Genomic DNA, 22955 nt, shown 5'->3' with positions numbered 1-22955 from the left:
CTCTTGATAGGAGCTTTTCCGTGTCGTCACAGATTTCTTCGACTTCGCCCACACCCGTTTCCGTCACCGATCCCAGGATCTGGGCCGTGCTTGCCGTGGCAGTCGGCACGCAGACCGCCGGCTCGTTCGTGTCGCAGGGCATCTACATTCTCGTGCCCTTCTGGCGTGAAGCCTTTGGCGTCTCTCTTGCATCCGCGTCACTCGCCGTCACCGTCATGAACGCTATCCAGATCGTGACCATGTTCACGCTCGGCCGCGCCATCGACATTCATGGCGAACGCCGCATCGTCGGCATTGCCATGCTCGGCATGGCGATCGCGATGGCATGTGCGGCGGCATTCGCAAACAGCCTGCCCGCGCTGCTTGTCTGCATCGCGTTTCTGGGTGGTACTTATGCAGCGGTCCAGCCGGGCGGCACGCGGGCGATCATGCGCTGGTTCCCGCCCGCCAAACGCGGCATCGCGACAGGGTTTCGACAGGCAGCCGTTCCCTTCGGAACGATGATCGCAGCCGCTCTCCTTCCCTTTATGGCAGTCCGTTACGGATGGCATGCCGCAGCATGGCTCTGCGCCGCGATCTCCGTGCTGGGCGCTGCGCTTTTCTGGGGGTTGTATCGCGAGGGAAGCGATTTGGCGGCAAAAACGGAGCCGCCGCTTCCGCTGGCAAAACTCGTCCGCATCGTCGGTCAGAATAGCGGTTTCTGGCCCGTATTGCGGCTTGGCATTGCCATGTCCGCCTTTCAATTTACCCTTACGGCGCATGTCATCGGGTTCATGGCTGACGGACTGGGACTTGGCCTCTTTGTCGCCTCCTCGATGTTCGCGGCAACACAGCTTGCGGGCATTCCGGGCCGCGTTCTGCTGCCATGGATCAGCGATCGCTTTCGGCCCGGTCTTCGCGGTCAATCATTCGGCCGTGTATCCATCATTGCCGCAGGCACTGCCGCAATCCTGGCAATCCTTCCCATCGGCACCCCGGCACCCGTTATCCTGTTGGTGCTTGTCCTGCTGGGCATATTCGGCATCGGCTGGTTTCCGCTTTACCTGCTGGAAATCGCCGAAAGTGCGCCGAAAGGTTCGATTGCATCAACGATCGCCTTCGCTTCCACCATTTGTCTGGCGGTCATGGCAATCGGCCCCTACATATTCGGTCTCCTTGTCGACCATTTCGGCTATGGGGCAGCATGGTCGGCATTGATCGTGCCGGTGTTTGTAACGGCGCTCCCTCTGGCCATCTCATCGTCGCGCCTCCCTCTCTCTCAAACGGGCTCGTAACGTGGGACGTGGGAGCAAAGTGTCGGCCGAAGCGTCACTTCCGCTTGACCATTCGGCGAAGCAGCGAGCCTGCTCTCGCCTTGCGGGGAATGAGATCAATATCGCTGACAAGCTTCGCGCCGCCTTCCCGACGTTCCAGTGTGATCTTGCGACTATGAAATGCTTCCAGTTCTGCACGATGCGCCACGCTTATGATCGTGGCGTCGGGTAGTTCATCGATCACCGTCTGCATCATCTTGTCCTGACTTTTTTCGTCCAGGGCTGCCGTCGCCTCATCCATGACGATGATATCGGGGGCATTCAATAACAGGCGCGCGAAGGTCAGCCTTTGTTTTTCACCGCCCGACAACGTCTGGTCCCAGGGCGCATCGTCTTCGATCCTGTCCTTGAGTTGACCGAGACCAACCTTGTCGAGAGCCGCCCCGATCTCTTCCAGCGTCCAGCTCTCAGCCGCTTGCGGATAGCAGACAGCCCGACGGAGCGTGCCGGCAGGAATATACGGCCGTTGCGGCAGCATGAACAGTCGGCTGCCGGCGCGGAAATTCACGCTGCCCCCACCCCATGGCCAAAGACCGGAAATGGCCCGAACCAGCGTGCTCTTGCCCGATCCGGATTCCCCCGCCACCAATACCCTCTCGCCCGAACCGATTTCGACATCCGTCTCTTTGACGACAGCCGTTCCGTCACCCAGCGAAACGGAAACATCCTTGAGGCTGAGTATTGTCTCGCCTTCCGCTTCGCCACGCACGATCCGACCGAGAGTGTCGCTCTTTTCGGCCCGTTCGAGGCCATCCAGCGACATCATCAGGGAGGCAACGCGGCGCGCGCAGGCATTCCAGTCGGCCAGGCGCGGATAATTATCGACCAGCCAGCCAAATGCGGACTGGACGATGGTGAAAGCGGACGCGGACTGCATCACCTCGCCAAGGGACATGCTTCCATCGAGAAATTTCGGCGCACAGAGCAGAACCGGCACGACGGGGGCAATCAGCATCGATCCATTCGACACAATTGTCGTGCGCATATATTGCTGCGCCATCAACCGCCACTGCCGCCGGACATTACCGAACCTCTTGTCGAGATCGCTGCGCTCCTCGTCTTCGCCGCCAAGCAAGGCGATACTCTCGCCATTTTCCCTGACGCGGGTGAGCGTGTAGCGGAACTCCGCTTCGACCTGGTTTTTGACTTCGGAAACCTTGACGAAGTTCCGGGCAATGAAGGCTATGGAACTGGATGTGATGAGCGCATAGATGACGGCCGCAATGACGAGAAAGCCGGGGATCGTAATCACAGTACCGCCGATCGAGACCGTCAGGGCGCCACCAATCGTCCACAAAACAACGATAAAGGTGGAAGCCGACACGAAGGCAGCGATGACACCCGAAATGAAATCCACGGGTGCCTCGGTGGCGATCCGCATATCCTCAGAAAGCCTCGCCTCCGGATTTTGATGGTCGCCATCGATCAGATTGAGCTGATAATAACGGCCATTTGCGATCCATCTTCCAACCAGCGCCTTTGTCAGCCAGGAGCGCCAGCGCCGCTGAATACGCATCCTGACATAGACCTGTGAGGTCACGATGAAGACGCTTCCCAGGACGAGTGGCGGAAAAACGGATCCGAGAAAATAGACCGTAGCCGCGTCTCTCTTCTCAATCGCGTCAAAGATCCCGCGATTCCAGACATTGATGCCATATTGGACACCGACATTTATGCCAATCATTGCCAGAAGCCCGAGCGAGAATGGCCATGCAAGCCCATCGCCACGACGGCTCCAGAAACCTCGCGCGCTGATCCAGAAGCGCTTCAGCAGATATCTCCGACGAGCCTGTTCGGCCTCTTCAGGCGTCAAGCCCAAAGCAGCTTCCATCTCCTCTGGCGGGAGGGGATCATCGGTGTCTTGAGCATCCTTCGCGGATGCGGTTTTGGTACCATTCTGGTCGGCACCATCGACCGGTTTCGGTCCTGCGTCAGCGTCGGTCATGGGCGCTTAACGGATGATCGCCTGAAAGGTTTCACGCCCTTGTGAGGGAAGGTGATACATTCTCCAATTTTCTTCTGGGGCAGCGCTCGTCCGCATATGTTTCTGCCGCTTAGGCCAGCGTCCCATCCATAAACAAGGGCCTCGTGGCGTGCACAATGGCATCAATCGCCACGCGCAAACGAGGCAGCATGACGGGTGAAGCCGGCCACAGCACATGGATAGGCAAATGCCCGGCAACCCGATCATCCAGAACGGAAACCAGACGTCCGCTGGACAGCTCGTCACGAATGAGCCAGCGGGGCAAAAGACCGAGCCCCTGTCCCTCCACAATTGCCGAAAACGTCAGCAGGCTTCCATCTAGCAAAAGGCGCGCCTTGGGATGCCAGGTCAGGAGTTCGCTTTCAGCGCCGCGAAACTGCCATGGCGCAGGTTTGCCGTTGCGTGGAGAAGCGATCACGGTGTGATCCGCCAGATCTTCAATTTTCTGCGGCACCGGCCGCCCTTCAAAGTAGGCCTTGGAAGCACAGAGAACAATGCGCTGGTGACCGAGCAAACGAGCCTTGAGCCCGCTCACATCCGGAACTTCGCCAATCCTGACCGCAAGATCGGTCGTGCCATCCAAGAGGTTGCTCGGTTCCGTCGAAGTGGAAATGCTGAAATCAAGGTTCACCCATTGCCGGCAGAGCGCATAGAGCGCCGGCGCAACGATCCTCGCACCAAAGAGCGGCGGCAAACTGACATTGAGTGTGCCAACCGGTTCATGCGCGAGACCCGCGATTGCTGCCTCGGTTCGCTCGATCTCCTTGCGCGCTCGCTGGCAAACATCGCGATAAATCACACCCTCTGCCGTCAGGTGCAGCCTGCGTGTCGTACGCTGAAACAGTCTTATACCGAGCCGATTTTCCAATCGCCCCACCGACTTTGCCACAGCGGAAGCCGAAAGCCGCAAACGCACCGAGGCCGCGACGAAGCTACCCGCTTCGCAGACTGCCAGAAACGCGCCGATGTCATCGCCGGATTGATGTCGCATAATTTCTACTAACGAATTTCATTCCGCAATCGAAGGAAAATTATGCGTTTCTGCCGCGTGAAAGATGTGACGTAAGATGTCTTCCATGAGCAAAAATCAAACCTACGCCATCATCGGGGGCACATCCGGTATCGGATTGGCACTCGCCCGCAAACTCGTTGAACGGGGAGATCATGTCCTGCTCGGCGGCCGTTCTCAGGAACGATTGTCAAAGACGCTCGCCGAATTGGGCGATCGGGCTTCAGGCCGCACCGTAGAAATCACCGATCGTGCCTCGCTTGCCCAATTCTTTGCCGAAGCCCCTTCGCTTTCCGGGCTTTTCACGCCGGCAGCGTCATACAGCACCGGCACATTCGCGGAAGGCGACCCGGAGACCAGCGAGGACCTGTTCAGAGCGAAATTCTGGGGGCAATATTGGGCCATTCACGCCGCCCTGCCTCGTTTGACGTCTGACGCATCCGTCCTTCTGATGTCAGGCGCGGCATCCGTGCGCCCTATTGGTGCACCGGCCTACGCCGCGTGTAATTCGGCGCTGGAAGGACTCGCACGTGGACTTGCCATTGAGCTCAATCCAATCCGGGTCAATTGCCTTTCACCGGGAACAACCGATAGCGAGTTATGGCGCAAACGGCCGGCTGAGATACGCGAGCTCGCCTATGAATATTGGGGAAAGCTGTGCCTCGTTCAGCGCCCGGCAACGGTTGAGGAGCAGGCACACGCGGCGCTGTTCCTGCTCGACAACACCAACATGACCGGCAATACGCTGTTCAGCGACGGCGGTTATTCCCTGCGGTAGCGGGATCGTCGAAAATCCTCCGCCTATTGAGGAGATCGTCCATTTTGTCGAACGACTGGACGATCTCGATCTCCGCCAGGGTAATAATGGCTCCGCCGCGCCGCCGCGTTTTATCAGGCGCCGCTGATGATGTTGCAGATGCCTGTGCGAACGACGTTCTTGTCGGTGATCTGCCCCGCCTGAATATTGAACACAACGTCGATCCGCACGCCTGCGCCCTTCTGCCGCGCGACAACCCGAAGGGTCTGAACTCTTCCGCTCCCGGTCGTCTCCTGATGCGCATCGACCGATGACAAAGCCTTGTTGACCTGGATACCGGAGAAGCCTTCCGCTGCCACGGCCTGGGCAAGCTTCTGGAGAACTGTTGACGCCTTTGCCTTCGGCAATTCCTGCCAGGATTTATAGGAAACGGCCGTTACCATCGGAACGCCTGAAACCGTGAAGTTTTTTTCGCAAGAAGCGGCAAAAGCGGAACTCGAAACGGCAACGAAGCCGAGGGCGGCAATTACAGTTCTCATATCAATGTCCAATTTCGGTGATGTTTGACTTTTTAGCGGGTCGCGTCAGAACGATGCCCCATCTTTACCGAAGCTCACTTACTCTTAAACGAGAGTCAATCTCCGATAACAACTTTTGGTACGCGGGTGGCTGTTCGAAATGAGACAGCGGGCGGCCCTTGATTTCGAAATTGCCGCGGTTTCGCTCCCGTTGGCAGCATGCAGATGTAACCGGAGCGTTGACTTCCCGTTTAACGAGATGGCTTAAAATAAGCAGACACTGAAATTAGACCCGCCGCATCCGGTCATCACCTTGCGGCAAGCAGACGGCGCCCATCATGCGACTCAGCACCATCACGAACCTGGCTTATGCCGTAACCCTCGTGCTCACGACAGTATCGGCAACGACGTTCATTCTGTCGGCCAGAAGCGCCTCCCAGGAACGGGTGGCAATCCAAACTCACCTTGATCTCAACGATCTCGCTGAGGAACTGGCGATCATTGCGGATGAGCGTACCGAGGAGGCGCGTCTTTACGTCATGCGCGGCGATGAGCAGCACCTGGCGAAATTTTACGTCGATGAAGATCAGGAAAACCGCCTCGAGAACACCCTGCCTAAACTGACCGCCCACGGTGTTTCCCCGGAAGAGTCCAGCACATTTATGGATATACGCAAGCGTGCCGATGCACTGGACAAGATGGAGCGTGAGGCCATCGGTCTCTATCGATCGGGCCGCCAGAACGATGCACAACAACTCCTGTTTGGCGATGAATATTATCAACTGCATACGGGTCTGGTGAGCACCGTCGAGACGCTGAGGCAGACCATTGCAGCCCGATCGCAGGCAACCGTTGACCAGGCCAAAAGCCGAAGCGATTTCTACGGGTCGATCGCCAAGGTCATGCTTGCCCTGACCGCCCTGATGTTTGTGGCCGTACTCTATTTCGTCCTCAGCAGGCGTGTTGCCGTACCCCTCATCAGGATGAGCAATATTGTCATGCGCCTTGCCCGCCAGGACTACAGTATCGACGTTCCCGACGAAGGACGCCGTGACGAAATTGGCGAAATGAATCAGGCCATCAGGATCTTCCGCAGCAACGGGCTGGAACGGGAACGGCTTGACGCGGAGCATCGCAAGAACCAGCGCATAAAGGACCTGATCCTGCAAATGATGCACCGAATTCAGGCCTGTCAGAATCAGGATGAATTATCCGACGTCGTCTCGAAATTCATGCCGCAGATTTTCCCCGCCATCGCCGGCCGGCTGCTCGTGCTCAAGGAACATAGTTCGGTCCTCCAATCGACGGGCCAATGGTCCGATCCTTCATCTTCCGCCCCGGAGTTTTCGATCGACGATTGCTGGGCGCTCCGCCGCGGACGCCCCCATGCCAGCAAACCGGACGGCGACGATGTCGTCTGCCACCACCTACAGGGAAATTTTGGAACGGGCCTGTGCATACCACTGACGGCATTGGGCGATACCGTTGGCTTATTGTATCTTGAAATTCCGCAGAGCAGCGAGGCTCTGGAGGCAGAGCGCCTGTATCTGGAACTCCTCGCCGAAAATATCGGCCTTGCCGTTGCAAACCTTCAGCTTCGGCAGCGACTGGTCGGCATGGCAAAACAGGATGCCTTGACCGGTCTTTTGAACCGTCGGTCTCTCGATGAGGCGCTGAACAGGCATATTGAAAAGCCAACCAGCACGCTTGCCTGCCTGATGCTCGACATCGACCATTTCAAGCGCTTCAATGACCGCTTCGGCCATGATGCCGGAGACGCGGTGATGCAATATGTCGCCCAGGTCCTTTCGGAGGCCGTTGGCAATCTGGGTGAATTATTCCGTTTCGGCGGTGAGGAATTCACCGTGCTGATGCCGGCCGCGGGTATTGAAGATGCCATCAAACTTGCAGAAAAACTTCGATACGCCGTTGAACGGGCGCCCTTTACCTATCGCGGCCGCCTGCTTGATCCGATTACCATCTCTATCGGCATCGCAACGTCACCAGAGGCAGGGACCGTAAGCAGCGTATTGGAAAGAGCGGATGCCGCTCTTCTAAACGCCAAGCAGACGGGACGGAACAGGTGGGTGTCGTCGGACGCCATGTGAGTGGCAAGGCCTCACGGGTTGCGCCAGCCCCGTGCATTGTCGATCGCGCGCGCAAACCGAGCGTGGTCTGCGGTTTCAACCGAACCATCAGGTGTAAATATCTCGACATCGTTTCGCATGGCGGCGACATTGATGTCGCATAGTTCCGCCAGACCAAGCGCCGTCAATTCGCGCATGGCCGGAACGCAAATAGTCCGGCCACTGGCAGCAGCTAGGAAACGGGCGAAATAGCGACTGTTCGACAGGCCGCCATCGATGGAAATTGTATCGCCGACGGGAACGACGGCCTGCGCCGCCTCGATCAATCGAACCGTCAGCAAGGCGATGCCCTCAAGCAGGGCCCGCACCATGTCAGCCCGCCCGGTGGCATGGTCCATGCCAATGAAGAGCGGCACGGCCTGCCTGTCCCAGTAGGGTGCGGCAAGGCCTGAAAGTGCGGGCACGAATACGAGGCCGCGGCGAATGGCCGACGGCCCCTCGAAACCGTCGAGTTCCGCATTGTCAGTATAGAGGCCGATCTTTCGCGCCCATTCGAGCGCGGCGCCGGCATCGTAGACCCCGCCTTCGATGGCGAAAACGGCGGGCGCGTCCTGCTTTTGCCAGCCAATGGTCGGCAGAAGCTCTCCTTTCAGCGGAGGTTCACTCCCTGTCACCGCCAACAGGAAAGCTCCCGTACCGAAGGTAATCTTGCAATCGCCAGGTTTACGGCAACCATGGCCATAGAGTGCCGCCTGCTGATCGACGATGGAAACGCGGATCGGCGTTCCCTCAAAGGAACCGAAGCCGCCATCGACAGGGCCGATGGCGGGCAGGCAATCCAGCGGCACGCCGTGAAGCGCGCAAAGTTCCGGGCTCCAGTCACCGGTTGCCAGATCAATGAGACCGGTGCGCGAAGCCGTTGCAAGGTCGGTGCGGAAACGGCCAGCCAGCCGATCCAGAAAAAAGGCATCGGTGGTGCCCAGCCGCAACCGCCCCTCGGCCAGCGCCTGCGCCACCGCCGGATTGTGTTTTACCAGCCAGGACAGTTTGCTGGCCGAAAAATAGGGGTCCAGCGGCAAACCACAAATCTCTTTTGATCGTTGCGCAGCCGATGGCGGTAAAGCCTCCAGTGCCTCGGCAGTGCGGGCATCCTGCCAGACGATGACCGGCGACAGCGCCTCACCACTTTCGGCATCCCAGGCCAGACAACTCTCGCCCTGGTTGGCGATGGCGATGCCATCCACCGGCCCGGCAGCGGCCAGTACCGCGCGGATGTTGCGCAACAGCTCTTCCGGGTCATGCTCCACATGGCCGGGCGCCGGATAAAATTGCGCATGACGCAGGCTGGCGACCACCTCTGCCGTACCGCCGTCGCTTACCACAAGGCATCGGGTTGATGTCGTTCCCTGATCGATAGCTGCAATGCGCATCAATCCGTCTCCCGGAAGTGAAAGGCAATATGGCTCGCTTCAACAGCGGCGCGGGGAATAGGCACAAGCACACGGCGTTCAGGCAGCCATAGGCCGGCCTTGCTCCACACTTCCGTTCCATCGAGATGAAGCGAAAGCCTGCCTCGAACACCTCTTGTAAAGCGCAGCTGAAAATCACGAAAAGCCGGGCGGTCAAGTCCCTGCGATCGCACCATGGTGGGTACGGCAAGTTTGACGGGATCGGCGAAAGTGACAGGCACTGGCCGGTCATTACCTGGCTCGCGGGCGAGATCGTCGGCGACGGCGGCGCCCACGCGGCTGCCTTCGCGGAACGACCAGCCACCCGTTTCCACGGCTCGCAATATGTTCCCTCCGGCAAAGAAGATCGGGTTGGCCATCCGGCCGTCCTGATCGATCATCGGCCCCGCGCTGCCCGCCGCCACATCGACCGGAGATGCGTTCAGAAGTGCTGCCTCCGGTGTGAACCGCCCGGTCAGAAGAACACCGTCGCACTTGACGGTCAGGACCCGGCCATCCGCCAGCCGGATGTCTGCCTCTTCAACACGGTCGCGCCCACGAATATCCGTGAGCACTGCATGGCAATGAAACGGCACGCCAACCAGTCGCGGAAACCACCCGAAAAACGACCGCGCCAGCGGTTTCGGCTCAGGCTCAATCATCGCCACCGGCCGCGCATGATGCGTCAGACAGGTGAGGAGCGCGGAGAAGGACACCAGTTCCGAACCAATGATAAGCGGTCGGCGAAAGGGCATGATGCCGTGAAAGGCGACATAGGATTGCAGCGCGCCGGTGGTAATCACGCCCACCGGCCGGTCGCCCGGCAGAAGCCGCACGGAGCGCGGTTTTTCCCGCGCGCCGGTGGCGAGCACGATGCGCCGCGCCTTCAACGTTTCGACCCCGCACGCCGATGTCACCAGCAGCGAGCCGTCCTGTCCCAGCTCCACAACGGAATGACCGGTGCGGATATCCACACCGGCATTCTGCGCCTGCCGCTGCAGGCGTTGCGCATAGGCCGGGCCGAAATAGATGCGTCCGAATTCGCGCATGCCGAAGGGCGAGTGCGAACAATGCCGGGTCGCGCCGCCCAGTGCCGGCTCACGTTCGAGGATCATCACGCGCGCAATGCCACGGGCCTTCAGCTCCAACGCTGCCGCCACACCCGCCGGGCCACCACCGACCACGATGACATCCGCATTTGGAACATTTTCACGTGTCTGCTGAAAAGGCTGCAAGACGTTCATCGGTCGTCTCCCGGACAGACTGCAAGCGGTACAGCCAGACGGTCGCCCGTCATCGCTGCCAGCCGGGCATTGCAGTAAAAACCCTGACAGCGCCCCATGCCGGCGCGGGTGCGCCGCCGCAGCCCGCCAAAATCGCCCGGCGGCACCGGACTGGAAAATGTCGCGTCGATCTCGCGGCGGGTGACAAGTTCGCAATGGCAGATGATTTCGCCATGATCGGCGCGCTGCCAGTCGCGCTCGCAGGTTTCGGTGAGGTTCGGCATCCTTACCTCAGGCACCACGGGAGGGGGCACAAAACGCGTGCCGAAACTTTCGTGAAGCGCCAGAGCATGCTGCGCCAGACCGAGTGCCGCGCTAAGGCCGGTGGAACGGACGCCACCAAGCGTTATCGCCCGCCGGTCCTGCCGCGCAGAGACCCGGTAATGCTTCTTTTCAGAGGCCGGGCGCAAGCCGGCATAGACAGCCGTCACGGAAACGGAGGCCAGCGCCGGAACGATCTCCGTACCGCGCTTCAGCAGCGCTTCCAGCGCCGCCGTCTCGACCGTCGCGCGGTCACGATCATCCTGCTCTTCCGCCGTCGGGCCGATGAGAACGTTGCCGAAGGCGGTCGGACACACCACGATGCCCTTGGTGATTTCGGTGGGAACGGGCAGGACGATGCGCGACACATGCCGGCGGGCAGCCTTGTCGAGAACGACGAATTGTCCCTTGCGAGGCTTGATGGTGAAGTCCGGGATAAGGCCGAGCCGCGCATCGACAATATCGCCGAACAGCCCGGCGGCATTGACAATGCCTGCCGCAAGGATCGGACCCGCGGTCGTCTCGATACGCCATACCCCGTCAAACACGCCGGACAGGACCTCGGCGTTGCACACCAGCTGCGCGCCCAGCGCCACCGCCTGTGTGAGATAACCCAGCGGTGCGGACCACGGATCGATGACATGTTCGCCGGGGACTTCGAGCGCGGCAATAAGATGGCCCGACAAGCCCGGCATGGTTTCCCGGGCCTGCCGCGCCGTGAGGAGACCGAGTTCTGCAATTCCGTTGCGCCGCCCCTGCCCGGCGATCGCTTCCAGACTTTGCGCCTCGTCGATATTCCACGCGCAGACCAGCGCGCCGGTTTCAACAAGGCTGAGGCCCATCTGCCCATGAATCGACAGATATTCCGCCCGGCCCGCCTTCACCAGTTCCAGTTCCAGACTGCCTTCCGGCGCGTCGAAGCCGGTATGCAGGATGGCGCTGTTGGCCTTCGACGCCCCGGAAAGGATATCTGAACCTTTTTCGATGACCACGACTTTCGCACCGGCCAGCGCGAAACGGCGGGCAACCGCGCAACCGACCACCCCGGCCCCGATGACGGCGATGTCGAATTTTATGGAGGGGTTCTGGACCATGACGTCCCTTCATTTTAGTGGTTCAAAAACGCAATCGGCAGGCTCGACGGATCGAGCCGGGACACCCTGCGGGGTCGTGCCTGAGAATGAGGTTAGGTCTGCTGTTAGTCGGACAAAGCCGTCACCGGCCTTTCGGATTCAATCAGTGTCACGCCACTCGTCTGCTGCTGGCACATGGCGCTGATCAGGGCCATGATCCTGCGGGCCGCTTCGGCGGGCGACACGCCGCCATCGCGAATGTTCGAGATGCAGTTTCGGCGGGAATCGGGCAATCCGGTCTCTGGCCCGAAGGTGACATAGGCGCCCAGACTGTCGGCGGCCGAAAGGCCGGGCCGTTCGCCAATCAGGATCACTGACACCTTTGCTCCAAGCGTAGCGCCTACATCGTCCGCCAGCGCCACCCGCGCCTGCGTGGCAAGAGTGACCGGCGCGACCGTCAACCCTTCGCCTGCCAGCGCTTCCAGCAGCGCCGTTGCTACCGGTACGGCATTCATCTCCACAGCCGTCGCCGAAAGCCCGTCGGCGATCACCAGCGCGACGTCGGCCCCTCTGCCATGTCCTTCCAGCGCAGCACGGCCCTCGGCTGAGAGCGCGCGGCCGAGATCGGGTCGCCGCAGATAATCCGCACGGCCTGGCGCGCGGCTTGCGACATGCACGATATCAGCACCCGCCTCGCGCAACTCACGCTCCACCCTGTCAACATCCAGCGGACGCCACACGGCCTGACGCGCCTGCGCATGATCCAGCAGAAATCTCTGCACCGCGCCCGTGGGCAGGCCCGCGCCGGCACGACCAAGCGCCACCCGTGCATCCGTTGCGACCCGCAGGGCCTTGAGACGTTCCGGCGGACCGGAGATGAGGGACGACCGGGGATGGCGCATCAGGCAGCGTCCTTTGCCAGAAAATCGAGTTCGCGAAGGCCGCGGTTCATCAGCGCCGGGTTCTCGATCATATTGCCAGCGGCATCCGTGACGCCCATAGCCACCAGCCAGGCTTCGAATTCCGGCGCGGGCCGACGCTTCAGCGTTTCGCGGGCATAGATGGAATCATGATGGGAAAGCGTCTGGTAATTCAGCATCACATCGTCCGAACCGGGCACGGTGATGACGAAATTGACATTGGCGGCGCATAGCATGGTCAGCAACACATCCATGTCTTCCTGATCGGCATCGGCATGGTTGGTGTAGCAAACATCGACACCCATCGGCAGGCCAAGCAATTTGCCGCAGAAATGGTCTTCCAGGCCGGCGCGGATGATCTGCTTGCCATTGTAGAGATATTCGGGACCGATGAAGCCGACGACCGTATTGACCAGAAGCGGTGAGAATTCGCGCGCCACGGCATAGGCACGCGCCTCCATCGTTTGCTGATCAATGCCAAAATGCGCACCCGCCGACAGGGCAGCACCCTGCCCCGTCTCGAAATACATGAGGTTGCTGCCGATCGTTCCACGCTTGAGCGACAGACCCGCCTCATGGGCCTCACGCAGAAGGGCGAGATCGACGCCGAAGCCCGCATTGGCCTTCTGGGAACCGGCAATCGACTGGAACACCAGATCAACGGGCGCAGCCCGTTCCATTGCCCGTATCGCCGTTGTCACATGGCCAAGGCAGCAGGTTTGGGTTGGAATGTCGAGCCATTGCCGCAGATCATCGAGCAGCTGCACGACGCGGATATAGTCCGACACCGCACTGGTGGCCGGATTAACGCCGATCACCGCATCGCCGCTGCCCAGCAGCAGCCCATCAATGGCGGAGATGGCGATGCCTCGGGAATTGTCAGTGGGATGATTGGGCTGGTTGCGGGTGGACAGGTGGCCGGAAAGACCAATCGTGTTGCGGAAGCGGGTTACGACTTCCCGCTTGGCCGATACCGCCACCAGATCCTGAAGCCGCATGATCTTTGAGACCGCCGCCACCATTTCCGGCGTCAGGCCCCAGGTTACCGCTTCAAGTTCCATCTGCCCGACCCTGGGATTGAGCAGCCATTCGCGAAACTCACCAACCGTCAAGGAAGCCACGGGGACAAAAGCCTGCGCATCATGCTGGCGAGCGATCAGCGCCGAAATCTCGTCCTCATCAGAGGCGATCAATTCCTGTGCAACGAAGGTGGAAAGCGGCAGATCGGCAAGCGCCATCTGCGCCGCCAGTCGCTCCACCGGCCCCTCTGCCGACAGCCCGGCGAGCTGGTCACCGGACCTTTCCGGTGTCGCCTTCGCCATCAGGATCTTCAAATCGTCGAAACGATAGGTCGTGCCGGCGGCGATCTGTCGATATGCCATTCTTCCAGCCCTTATTTCACGAAGGTCTTCGTCAGGCCCACCGTGCGGTCCACGATCAGGACAACGGCAAGCGTCAGCACGATCAGAAGAACGGAAATGGCGGCAACAAGCGGATCGGCCTGGGTTTCGACATGCTGATACATGGCGACGGGAAGAGTTGTGATGCGCGGACCGGTGAGGAACAGCGAAATCACGGCTTCATCGAACGAGACGAGAAAGGAAAGTGCTGCCGTCGCGACGATGCCGGGCGCAATCATCGGCATGGTGACCCGGCTAAAGACCGTGAGCGGTGATGCCCCAAGCGTGGAGGCGGCCTCCTCGAAGATCAACGGCAGGCCCGCAAGCGACGTCGTGAGTACACGCAGCGCATAGGGCAAGACGATGATAAGATGGGCGATCACCAGACCGGTGAAGGTGCCGAGCAGGCCCGCGCCGGCAAAGACGATCAGGATCGCAAGGCCGAGAACGATGGTTGGCAGAAGCAGCGGTGCTGTAAAGAAGGCGAGCAATGCATCCGCGCCGAGCACCCGCATCCGCACGATGGCATAGGAGGCGGGCAGTGCGATCAGCATGGACAGCACGGTGACGATGATCGCGAGAAGTGTGCTGGTGCCCAGGGCGCCAATCATCTTGGAATTGTGCATGAGATCGACATACCAGCGCAGGCTCCAGCCCGAAGGCGGGAAGCTCATGTAGCTGTCGGCCGAAAACGAGATCGGCACGACGAGCACGACAGGCGCAAGCAGAAAAAGGAACATGATGAAGGCGACGATTTTCAGCGCCAGCGGAGCGGGACGTTCTTCCATCTTCGATCTCCTTTACAGAATGGCCCGCAGAAGCCGGGAATAGAGCACCAGAGCGGCACCGAAGATCACGAGGATGATCATCGAAAGCGTCGCGGCCAGAGGCCAGTTGAGCGTCACGATGGCCTGATCGTAGATTTCCGTTGCCAGAAGGAAGACACGGCCGCCGCCGAGCAGCTTGGGTGTGATGAACGAGCTGACCGCCAGAACGAAGGAGAGCAGACAGCCCAACGCCACACCGGGCATGGTGAGCGGTACGATGATCCGCCAGAACACTTTCCAGGGCGATGCGCCGAGCGTTTCCGCGGCCTCCTCGACACGGGGATCAAGCCTGCCGAAACCGGCAAGCAGCGCCAGGATCATGTAGGGCATCAGGATTTCGGTGAGCCCGATGACGACGCCGATCTTATTGAACAGCAGACGCACGCCGCTTTCAGCGCCCAGCGCGAAGAGGATGTTATTGATGAGCCCATCATCCGCAAGGATCGCGATCCAGCCATAGGTGCGCACCACCGCCGACGTGAGCAGCGGTGAAATGACCAGCACCAGCAGCAGCGTCTTCCAGCGGCCCTGTGCCCGGTGAAGATAAAGCGCGATGGGATAGGAGGCGACAAGCGTCAGGACGGTGATCAGAAGGCTGGTGAGAATGCTCTGACCGATCAGTTCGATATAAAAACCGTCGGTCAGTGTTGACGACCAGTTTTCGAGCGTGTGCGCCTCCCCGAGACCGCCGCCGCCGAGGCTTTCGCGGAAGGAAAGCAGAAGCAGATTGAAAACGGGCATGACGAAGGCCAGACCGTTGACCGCAATGATCGGCCCAAGAAGAAGGGTTGCGAGAAAAACGATGGAAGAGGTGCGGCCGCCGGGAGCCGTGATCATGACCGCCGCTGTCATCGGTTCGCTCCGAAGACCAGAGTATCCTCCACGCGCCAGACAAGACTGACTGTACTACCTGCCGAAACCGGCGTCTCACCGCCCGAGGTCGCACGCTCCACGGACAGGGTCTGCCCGCCGGCGGCAATCTCGTAATGCAGGATGTCACCCGCATAATAGACATCGCGGACTTCGCCGGCGATGCGATTGACCGGCGCCCCGTCGAAATCGGGCGCGGCATCGCCGGCGACCGTCATGGCCATACGATGCGGCCGTACCATCAGGTCGATTTCGCCACTATGCGCGCCGGGCGCACGCAGCACCGCATCACCAACCGTGATGCGGTCGCCGGACGCATTGCCGACCAGCCTGTTGGTGCGACCGACAAAGGAGGCGACGAAAGCGGTTGCCGGGCGCTCATAGAGATCGTGCGGTGTGCCGAGCTGTTCCAGGCGACCGCCGTTGAGCACGGCGACCTTGTCACACATGCTGAGCGCCTCGACCTGATCATGCGTGACGAAAATGGATGTGATGCCGAGCTGTTTCTGGATGCGCCGGATTTCAGCGCGCATCTCGTCACGCAGCTTGGCATCGAGATTGGAAAGAGGTTCGTCGAACAAAAGAATGGAGGGCTGGATCACGAGGGCGCGCGCCAGTGCGACGCGCTGCTGCTGGCCCCCGGAAAGCTGGGCTGGGCGGCGGTCTTCGCGCCCCTCCAGACGGACCATGGCAATGGCTTCACGGGCACGCCGTTCCGCTTCGGCAGCCGGCACCTTGCGCATTTCAAGACCGAACATGACGTTCTTGAGGACCGTCATATGGGGAAAGAGCGCGTAGCTCTGGAAAACGAGGCCAATGTCCCGCTTGTAGGGCGCAAGCTTCGTCACGTCCTTGCCGTCGATCAGGATCGAACCCGAGGAGACAGGAGAGAGGCCTGCAATCATTCGCAACGACGTCGACTTGCCGCAGCCCGAAGGTCCGAGGAAGGCAACCAGCTCACCCTTGGGAATCTCGAGATTGAGATTATCCACGGCGACGATGGTCTCGTAGCGCTTGGTCAGTGAACGAATCGAGAGGAATCCTGGCTGCATGATATCTGAAGTTCCCATTATGGCTTCTTGCCTTTCTCCAGAACACGTCCGGCCCGCAGGGGAGCGGAAATGCCCTGTCCCTTGATCTAAGCAGGCGCCGCGAAATTCGCGGCGTTTTTTCACGGCGCCTCCCTTTTAGCAGGCCAGTCGGCCCGCTCGGAATGCATCGCCGCGTCAGTTCATCCCTTCCGTCGCCCCAGCGCCGACAGAAGAAATGAGCCGTGGGTGTTTGATATGCCGTTTCCGCAACCGCTGTGGAGGTTGCGGAAATCCTTTCATTTTGCGCTCGGCGCAAAGTCTCAACGGCTGAGCGGAATGACCTTGCGGCGCCAGTCCTGCGTAATCTGGTCGCGGACCTTGGAGAGGCCAATCCAGTCCACGGGGATGACCTTGTCCATCGCCTTGACGACCGTGCGCTCGCTCACATCGGCAGCGACCGTGGATTTGGAGTTGGTCGGCGCATAATACATGGCGGCGGTAAAGGCGGCCTGGGCTTCCTGGCTCAGCGCATAATCAACGAACTTTCGCGCGGCTTCTGACGACGGGCCACCCTTGACGAGATTGAGCGTATTGATCTGGAGGATCGTGCCTTCCTTCGGAAGGACGACCTTCATTTTGCCCTTGGAACCATCGGCATTCACCTGGCTGCGGGCATTCCAGCCCACGCCCAGCGACACCTGACCGTTGACGACATTCGGATAGACTTCCGGCTTCGGCTCCCAGGTCTGGACGTTTGGAGCAACTTCAGCCATGGCATTGATGCCGGCATCGATATTCTTGATGAAGTCGGTGCCGCCATTCATGTGATTCATGATGATGGTCGTGCCGATACCGACGATATCGGGGGCGCTCAGCATGGCGACTTTGCCCTTGAGGGCGCTATCCTTCAGGGCATTCCAGCTGTCAGGCGCCGTCTTGATGGCGTCGGTATTGTAAATGAGTACGAGATTGTCGAACGTTACGCCAACGCCAGCCACGCCTTCGAAACGCGCATTGGGATAGAGGTCGGCGACATTCTTGGTTATACTTTCATCGATCTTGTCGAACAGACCTTCATCCGTGCCGGTTTTGGCCACGGAGACATCCATCAGCGCGATATCCGATTGCGGAGCAGCTTTCTGGGCGCGCAGCGAACCAAGCATGGCGGCGGAGCCCTGCTGCGGGAAATATTCGACCTTGATGTCAGGGTTGGCGGCCATGAAAGGCTCGATGACGGCCTTGGTATAACGCTCCTGGAAAAGGCCGCTATAGCCGAGGAACGTTACGGTCTGCTGGGCATGCGCCGGCAGGGCGGCCGCACCAAGCATGAGAATCCCACTCAGAAGTATCGATTTCTTCATTGTCCTGTTCTCCTCTATTGTTATTGGGAGTGGCGAACGGGTCCGCCACCCGTAAGATTGTGTCAGGCGCTCAGCTTGGCCTGGACGAATTTATTGGCACCTGAAATATCCGGCAGCTTTTCGCCGTTGCGCAGGCGTTCCAGAAGCACGATCTCGGCCTCCTGCATGCTGATGGCGCGTTCCGCCATGGCGCGGGCCTGGCTCGGATGAAGGGCGACAACGCCGCTTTCATCGCACAGGATCGCATCACCCGGATTGATCATCTGGCCGCCGACGCTGATCGGAACATTGATCGCGCCTTCCAGCCCGAGGATCTTGGTGGTGATGGGCGACGGGCCGCGGCACCACATGGGCATGTCGACCTTGGTGAACTCCGAGAAGTCGGTCGCCGGGCCATCGACGACACCGGCCTTAACGCCGGCCATCTTCATGGTATTGGTGATGACACCACCCCAGCAGGCGTGGCGGGTATCACCGCAACGGTCGATCAGGACGATATCGCCCGGACGCACGAGCTGTGTCAGATAGTGGAGCATGGTCGAATCCGCGTTCGGAATACGCAGCGTGACGGCGGTGCCCGCCACCCGCTTGCCCGGAAGAACCGCCCGGATTTCAGGATCGACGAAGCCGGAATGAAGCACATGACCGATCGTTGCGACTTCGACCTTTTCAAGAAGCTCGATGATGTCCGCGTCGATCTGGTCCGGCATTGGGTTGACGATAAACATTGGGTCTTTCTCCGATCAGAGAACGTGGTGGTTCGCCACCGGCACGTTGGCGCGCACCTTGGCCGAATAGTCGAAATCGAGGGCAGCGCCGGCAGTTCCAACACTGTCAGAGCATTGCGCAACGATGTGGCCCCACGGATCGATGACCATGGAATGCCCCCAGCAGGCCTTCTTGCCACCCGCATGGGTGCCGATCTGGCCGACAGCCAGAAAGTAGGTCTGGGTTTCGACGGCGCGGGCGCGGGCCAGCACTTCCCAATGGTCCTTGCCTGTCATCAGGGTGAAGGCGGCTGGCAGAACGATGACGTCTGCACCTTTATCCCGCAGGGCGCGGAACAGTTCGGGGAAGCGAATATCGTAGCAAATGCCACAACCAACCGTCTTGTCACCCACCTTGTAGGTCACGACATCTTCGCCACGGGCGACCGAATCGGATTCGCGATAGCTGATGCCGTTCGGCGTATCGACGTCGAACAGATGAATTTTGCGGTAGCGGGCGATCTGATTACCGTCCGGACCAAAAACGAGTGTCGAATTGTAGAAGCGATTGCCTTCCTTCTCGACGATGGAACCGGCATGCAGCGTGATCGCGTGCTTCTTCGCCAGTCCCGACAGCAGCGCGTAGATTTCGCCGCCGGGGAATTCTTCCCCGCTTTCATGCATCTCCTGATGATTATCTCCAAGAAATGCGAAGTATTCCGGAAGAACAACAAGGTCAGGATTATCCGCCTTGACTGCTTTCTCAATTAGATCGGCAGCAACCTTGAGGTTTTCTGCCTTGTTATTCTGGGTATTCATTTGAACAAGTGAGACTTTCACGTTGCTCTCCTCTCATGTTGCGAGGAGAATTAAGAACGGGAACTGTTTCCATTACAAACGGAAAAACTCTATCGAACCCCATAAGGTAAGCTTATAGATTAATCATTCCGCACTGCAGCATAAAATTTAGGCGGCAGCCGTCATCCATTGCGTGGTGGTTTCACTGACGATTTCCGTCGCCATGTCGGCAATGGCGCGGGCAAGCGCGTTGTCGCCACGCTCCTGATAAACGGTATGAAAGGTCAGAGGCGGAACCGACGGCGTGATATCGAGAATACGCGCTTCGCCTGATTTGATGATGCCGTCCACCAGCACGCGCGGCAACGCGCCCACGCCAACGGCGGCGGCCACAAGGCGGGTCATGATCGAGAGGGAGTTGGAATTATAGATGCGACTGTCAGACAGCCCGTGGGAATCGAGCAGCGCGCGCAGCGCCTGGTGCGGCTGCGATCCTGTCGAGAAGGTAAGCAGCGGAAAATGCGCGATATCTTCGAGTGTGACACCCGTTTCCGGCAACGCCAGTTCCATCGCGCCGACCCAACATGATTCGAATGTACAGAGCGGCGAATTATAGATATTCGCTGCCAAGACCGGCCCCATGATGAAACCGACATCCACCTCACCGTTCTGAATGCGCTGGGATAATTTCAGGCTGGTGTCGATGGTCAGATCAAGGCTGACACCGGGATATCGTTCATTCATACGGCGAATGAGCTGTGGTAACCACGCATATACAATCGTATCCGCAGCACCGATGCGCACTGTGCCTCTCAGCGCCTCGCGGCTACTGACGATCTGCCGGAACTCCCCGGTCAGGTTGACGATCTTTTCGGCATGCTGCAACGCCAGACGACCGGCAGGCGTCAAGTTGACGCAGCGCACATCACGCGTGAACAGCACAACGCCAAGCTCTCTCTCCAGCGCGGCAATGCGGTTAGACACGGATGCCTGGGTGGTGTGCAAACGTTCCGCAGTTGCCGAAAAGCTGTTCAGCCGTGCAGCCCAGAGGAAAGTCTCGAGAAATCGCGTATTCATGAGGTAAAATCTTCTCGCATGGCGCCGCGATCCAGCACTGCGTCTCTGGCATCGTCTTGCCCGTGGCCTTTGTGGTTCGAGTGCGAGTATGTCCGATGCGCGCCCCCATAATCAAGGGATCAACGCCGCCGCCTCGGGACCTATCGCTATCTGGACATGGACGTGACCATCCGGGAGGCACTCGACACCGCCCGCCTCTATCGCGCCAGGCGATCAGAGGGCGGTTCCATGCCTGCATTTCTGCATTCACCCGTTTAGGCCCGGCCGGATTGGCTGCTTGAATGACAATTTCCGCACAACGCCAAAAGGGCCCTGAGCTTCCTCGGGCCCTTTGATAAGTCTTGAATGTCTTATGAGATATTGGTTGCGGGGGCAGGATTTGAACCTGCGGCCTTCAGGTTATGAGCCTGACGAGCTACCGGGCTGCTCCACCCCGCGTCCAGCGCATTCGGTGAAGCCGAATGTCGCGACTACGTCGTTGCTTTAGCGACGACGGATTTCTGGCGGAGTAAATTGCGGAGCAATTTATCTCCTGTAAGAGGCGCACATGATTTTTGTACGCTGTTTTATTGCTTTTAAAGCTTTGTCTTAAACTGCAAAAGGCCGCGTAAGCGGCCCTATGTATCGGCTGGGCCGAAGTTTGCTTAGAGAAGATAGAATGTTGCGTTTTGCAGACCTGGCAGCGACCTACTCTCCCGCGTCTTGAGACGAAGTACCATTGGCGCTGGGGCGTTTCACGGCCGTGTTCGGAAAGGGAACGGGTGCAGCCGCCCCGCGATAACCACCAGGTCGGCAAAACGCAACATTGAACATGTTTTCACATGCGTGTTGTTTCGAGAAGCTGGGAAGCTTGCGCTTCGTTTTAATTTACACGTCTTTCTTTGACTGGTCCGTTTGCCTGCCTTGCTCGATGTTGAGTTTGGCAGCCATACAGGACGCTAGTCCGTCGCCAATCGTTTGGCGCGCCGTCCGCAGGGCCTTGTGGCCCGTGAGGACAGAAGATGATGTCATCAAGCTTTGCTTGATGAACATATTCAATGGGAACGAAGAAGTCGATCGAGCTATTAGTAACGGTAAGCTTCACATGTTGCCATGCTTCCACACCCGTCCTATCAACGTGGTCGTCTTCCACGGCTCTGATAGGGAACACTCGTTTTCAGGTTGGTTTCCCGCTTAGATGCCTTCAGCGGTTATCCATTCCGTATATAGCTACTCTGCTATGCCCTTGGCAGGACAACAGATCCACCAGAGATACGTCCATCCCGGTCCTCTCGTACTAGGGACAGATCCTGTCAATATTCCTACACCCACGGCAGATAGGGACCGAACTGTCTCACGACGTTCTGAACCCAACTCACGTACCGCTTTAAATGGCGAACAGCCATACCCTTGGGACCTGCTCCAGCCCCAGGATGCGATGAGTCGACATCGAGGTGCCAAACAACCCCGTCGATATGGACTCTTGGGGGTCATCAGCCTGTTATCCCCGGCGTACCTTTTATCCGTTGAGCGATGGCCCTTCCACACGGGACCACCGGATCACTATGACCGACTTTCGTCTCTGCTCGACTTGTCAGTCTCGCAGTCAGGCGGGCTTATGCCATTGCACTCGACGACCGATTTCCGACCGGTCTGAGCCCACCATCGCGCGCCTCCGTTACTCTTTCGGAGGCGACCGCCCCAGTCAAACTACCCACCATACACTGTCCCGGATCCGGATAACGGACCGCGGTTAGACATCCACGAAGATAAGGGTGGTATTTCAAGGATGGCTCCACAAAGACTGGCGTCCCTGCTTCAAAGCCTACCACCTATCCTACACATGCCTTGGCGAATGCCAGTGTAAAGCTATAGTAAAGGTGCACGGGGTCTTTCCGTCTGACCGCAGGAACCCCGCATCTTCACGGGGAATTCAATTTCACTGAGTCTATGTTGGAGACAGCGGGGAAGTCGTTACGCCATTCGTGCAGGTCGGAACTTACCCGACAAGGAATTTCGCTACCTTAGGACCGTTATAGTTACGGCCGCCGTTTACTGGGGCTTCAGTTCAGAGCTTGCACCCCTCCCTTTAACCTTCCAGCACCGGGCAGGCGTCAGACCCTATACGTCGTATTGCTACTTCGCAGAGCCCTGTGTTTTTGATAAACAGTCGCTACCCCCTGGTCTGTGCCACCCCATCATAGTTGCCTAAAATGGGGTCACGCTTCTTCCGAAGTTACGCGTGCAATTTG

The 22955-nt window shown here is 59.2% G+C and carries 18 protein-coding genes, 1 tRNA gene, 2 rRNA genes and 2 pseudogenes (1 of these 23 cut by a window edge); 4 read left to right on the top strand and 19 right to left on the bottom strand.

Translation table 11 applies throughout. The features are described 5' to 3' along the window. Nucleotides 1-20: 20 nt before the first annotated feature. Nucleotides 21-1274 (top strand): MFS transporter, encoded by a 1254-nt coding sequence (locus tag AGR13A_RS19440; RefSeq protein ID WP_080838742.1) that lies wholly within the window; start codon nt 21-23, stop codon nt 1272-1274. A 34-nt stretch (nt 1275-1308) separates the two neighbouring features. Here the strand turns inward: AGR13A_RS19440 and AGR13A_RS19435 are convergent, their stop codons facing one another. The 3 genes and pseudogenes from AGR13A_RS19435 to AGR13A_RS25225 form a co-directional block, all read right to left on the bottom strand. After that, the gene (locus tag AGR13A_RS19435) at nt 1309-3258 is read right to left on the bottom strand and encodes an ABC transporter ATP-binding protein/permease (RefSeq protein WP_080838740.1); all 1950 of its coding nucleotides are present in this window, start codon (nt 3256-3258) and stop codon (nt 1309-1311) included. Between the two features lie 109 nt (nt 3259-3367). Continuing rightward, nucleotides 3368-4096, bottom strand: coding sequence for a LysR substrate-binding domain-containing protein (locus AGR13A_RS19430; RefSeq protein ID WP_308400303.1), 729 nt, complete (start codon nt 4094-4096; stop codon nt 3368-3370). A gap of 12 nt (nt 4097-4108) precedes the next feature. After that, nucleotides 4109-4288, bottom strand: a pseudogene (locus tag AGR13A_RS25225) (helix-turn-helix domain-containing protein); the annotation flags it as partial. A gap of 76 nt (nt 4289-4364) precedes the next feature. Here AGR13A_RS25225 and AGR13A_RS19425 point away from each other — a divergent pair. Beyond that, nucleotides 4365-5084 (top strand): SDR family oxidoreductase, encoded by a 720-nt coding sequence (locus AGR13A_RS19425; RefSeq protein WP_167377597.1) that lies wholly within the window; start codon nt 4365-4367, stop codon nt 5082-5084. A gap of 113 nt (nt 5085-5197) precedes the next feature. Here AGR13A_RS19425 and AGR13A_RS19420 read toward each other — a convergent pair whose 3' ends face one another. Continuing rightward, on the bottom strand, nt 5198-5602 hold the full coding sequence (locus AGR13A_RS19420; RefSeq protein WP_035223908.1) for a hypothetical protein: 405 nt from the start codon (nt 5600-5602) through the stop codon (nt 5198-5200). A gap of 317 nt (nt 5603-5919) precedes the next feature. Between AGR13A_RS19420 and AGR13A_RS19415 the strand changes: the two genes are divergently transcribed. Then, nucleotides 5920-7689, top strand: coding sequence for a diguanylate cyclase (locus tag AGR13A_RS19415; protein WP_080838738.1), 1770 nt, complete (start codon nt 5920-5922; stop codon nt 7687-7689). 11 nt (nt 7690-7700) lie between these two features. Here AGR13A_RS19415 and AGR13A_RS19410 read toward each other — a convergent pair whose 3' ends face one another. From AGR13A_RS19410 to AGR13A_RS19355, 12 genes are all read right to left on the bottom strand, one after another. Continuing rightward, complete coding sequence (locus AGR13A_RS19410) at nt 7701-9098, bottom strand: FGGY family carbohydrate kinase (RefSeq protein ID WP_080838737.1); 1398 nt, start codon at nt 9096-9098, stop codon at nt 7701-7703. Beyond that, on the bottom strand, nt 9098-10360 hold the full coding sequence (locus tag AGR13A_RS19405) for an NAD(P)/FAD-dependent oxidoreductase (RefSeq protein ID WP_080838735.1): 1263 nt from the start codon (nt 10358-10360) through the stop codon (nt 9098-9100). The genes AGR13A_RS19410 and AGR13A_RS19405 overlap by 1 nt, the downstream gene beginning before the upstream one ends. Beyond that, on the bottom strand, nt 10357-11754 hold the full coding sequence (locus AGR13A_RS19400) for an NAD(P)/FAD-dependent oxidoreductase (RefSeq protein ID WP_080838734.1): 1398 nt from the start codon (nt 11752-11754) through the stop codon (nt 10357-10359). The genes AGR13A_RS19405 and AGR13A_RS19400 overlap by 4 nt, the downstream gene beginning before the upstream one ends. Before the next feature lie 104 nt (nt 11755-11858). Continuing rightward, nucleotides 11859-12635: an ethanolamine ammonia-lyase subunit EutC gene (gene eutC / locus AGR13A_RS19395; RefSeq protein ID WP_080838732.1), complete on the bottom strand. Its 777-nt coding sequence runs from the start codon at nt 12633-12635 to the stop codon at nt 11859-11861. After that, nucleotides 12635-14035, bottom strand: a complete 1401-nt coding sequence (locus AGR13A_RS19390; RefSeq protein WP_080838731.1) for an ethanolamine ammonia-lyase subunit EutB — start codon at nt 14033-14035, stop codon at nt 12635-12637. Before AGR13A_RS19390 ends, eutC begins: the two co-directional genes overlap by 1 nt. Nucleotides 14036-14046: 11 nt before the next feature. Beyond that, nucleotides 14047-14841, bottom strand: a complete 795-nt coding sequence (locus AGR13A_RS19385) for an ABC transporter permease (RefSeq protein WP_035228471.1) — start codon at nt 14839-14841, stop codon at nt 14047-14049. Between the two features lie 12 nt (nt 14842-14853). Beyond that, the gene (locus AGR13A_RS19380; protein WP_035228474.1) at nt 14854-15732 is read right to left on the bottom strand and encodes an ABC transporter permease; all 879 of its coding nucleotides are present in this window, start codon (nt 15730-15732) and stop codon (nt 14854-14856) included. Continuing rightward, a complete protein-coding gene (locus AGR13A_RS19375; protein ID WP_080838729.1) occupies nt 15729-16802 on the bottom strand; it encodes an ABC transporter ATP-binding protein in 1074 nt (357 codons plus the stop codon). Before AGR13A_RS19375 ends, AGR13A_RS19380 begins: the two co-directional genes overlap by 4 nt. A gap of 299 nt (nt 16803-17101) precedes the next feature. Beyond that, complete coding sequence (locus AGR13A_RS19370) at nt 17102-18142, bottom strand: ABC transporter substrate-binding protein (RefSeq protein WP_080838727.1); 1041 nt, start codon at nt 18140-18142, stop codon at nt 17102-17104. Between the two features lie 62 nt (nt 18143-18204). Next, nucleotides 18205-18870, bottom strand: a complete 666-nt coding sequence (locus AGR13A_RS19365) for an RraA family protein (RefSeq protein ID WP_035228478.1) — start codon at nt 18868-18870, stop codon at nt 18205-18207. Between the two features lie 15 nt (nt 18871-18885). Then, nucleotides 18886-19668 carry a carbon-nitrogen hydrolase family protein gene (locus AGR13A_RS19360; RefSeq protein WP_308400350.1) on the bottom strand — a complete coding sequence of 261 codons (783 nt, stop codon included), beginning with the start codon at nt 19666-19668 and terminating at the stop codon, nt 18886-18888. Nucleotides 19669-19815: 147 nt separating this feature from the next. Further along, nucleotides 19816-20724 carry a LysR family transcriptional regulator gene (locus AGR13A_RS19355; protein WP_080838724.1) on the bottom strand — a complete coding sequence of 303 codons (909 nt, stop codon included), beginning with the start codon at nt 20722-20724 and terminating at the stop codon, nt 19816-19818. Nucleotides 20725-20853: 129 nt separating this feature from the next. Between AGR13A_RS19355 and AGR13A_RS24735 the strand changes: the two are divergent. Beyond that, nucleotides 20854-20982, top strand: a pseudogene (locus AGR13A_RS24735) (UDP-galactopyranose mutase); the annotation flags it as partial. A 103-nt stretch (nt 20983-21085) separates the two neighbouring features. Here AGR13A_RS24735 and AGR13A_RS19350 read toward each other — a convergent pair. From AGR13A_RS19350 to AGR13A_RS19340, 3 genes are all read right to left on the bottom strand, one after another. Then, nucleotides 21086-21162, bottom strand: a tRNA-Met gene (locus tag AGR13A_RS19350). A 236-nt stretch (nt 21163-21398) separates the two neighbouring features. After that, nucleotides 21399-21513: ribosomal RNA gene (gene rrf / locus AGR13A_RS19345) — 5S ribosomal RNA — on the bottom strand. Between the two features lie 254 nt (nt 21514-21767). After that, a 23S ribosomal RNA gene (locus AGR13A_RS19340) occupies nt 21768-22955 on the bottom strand (it continues 1611 nt past the right edge of the window).

Origin of the sequence: Agrobacterium genomosp. 13 str. CFBP 6927, from assembly GCA_900012615.1 — a bacterium.
In the GTDB taxonomy this organism is placed as follows: Bacteria; Pseudomonadota; Alphaproteobacteria; order Rhizobiales; family Rhizobiaceae; genus Agrobacterium.
The sequence above is the reverse complement of the archived record's forward strand: the minus strand, read 5'-3'. Positions and strand labels throughout refer to the sequence as shown.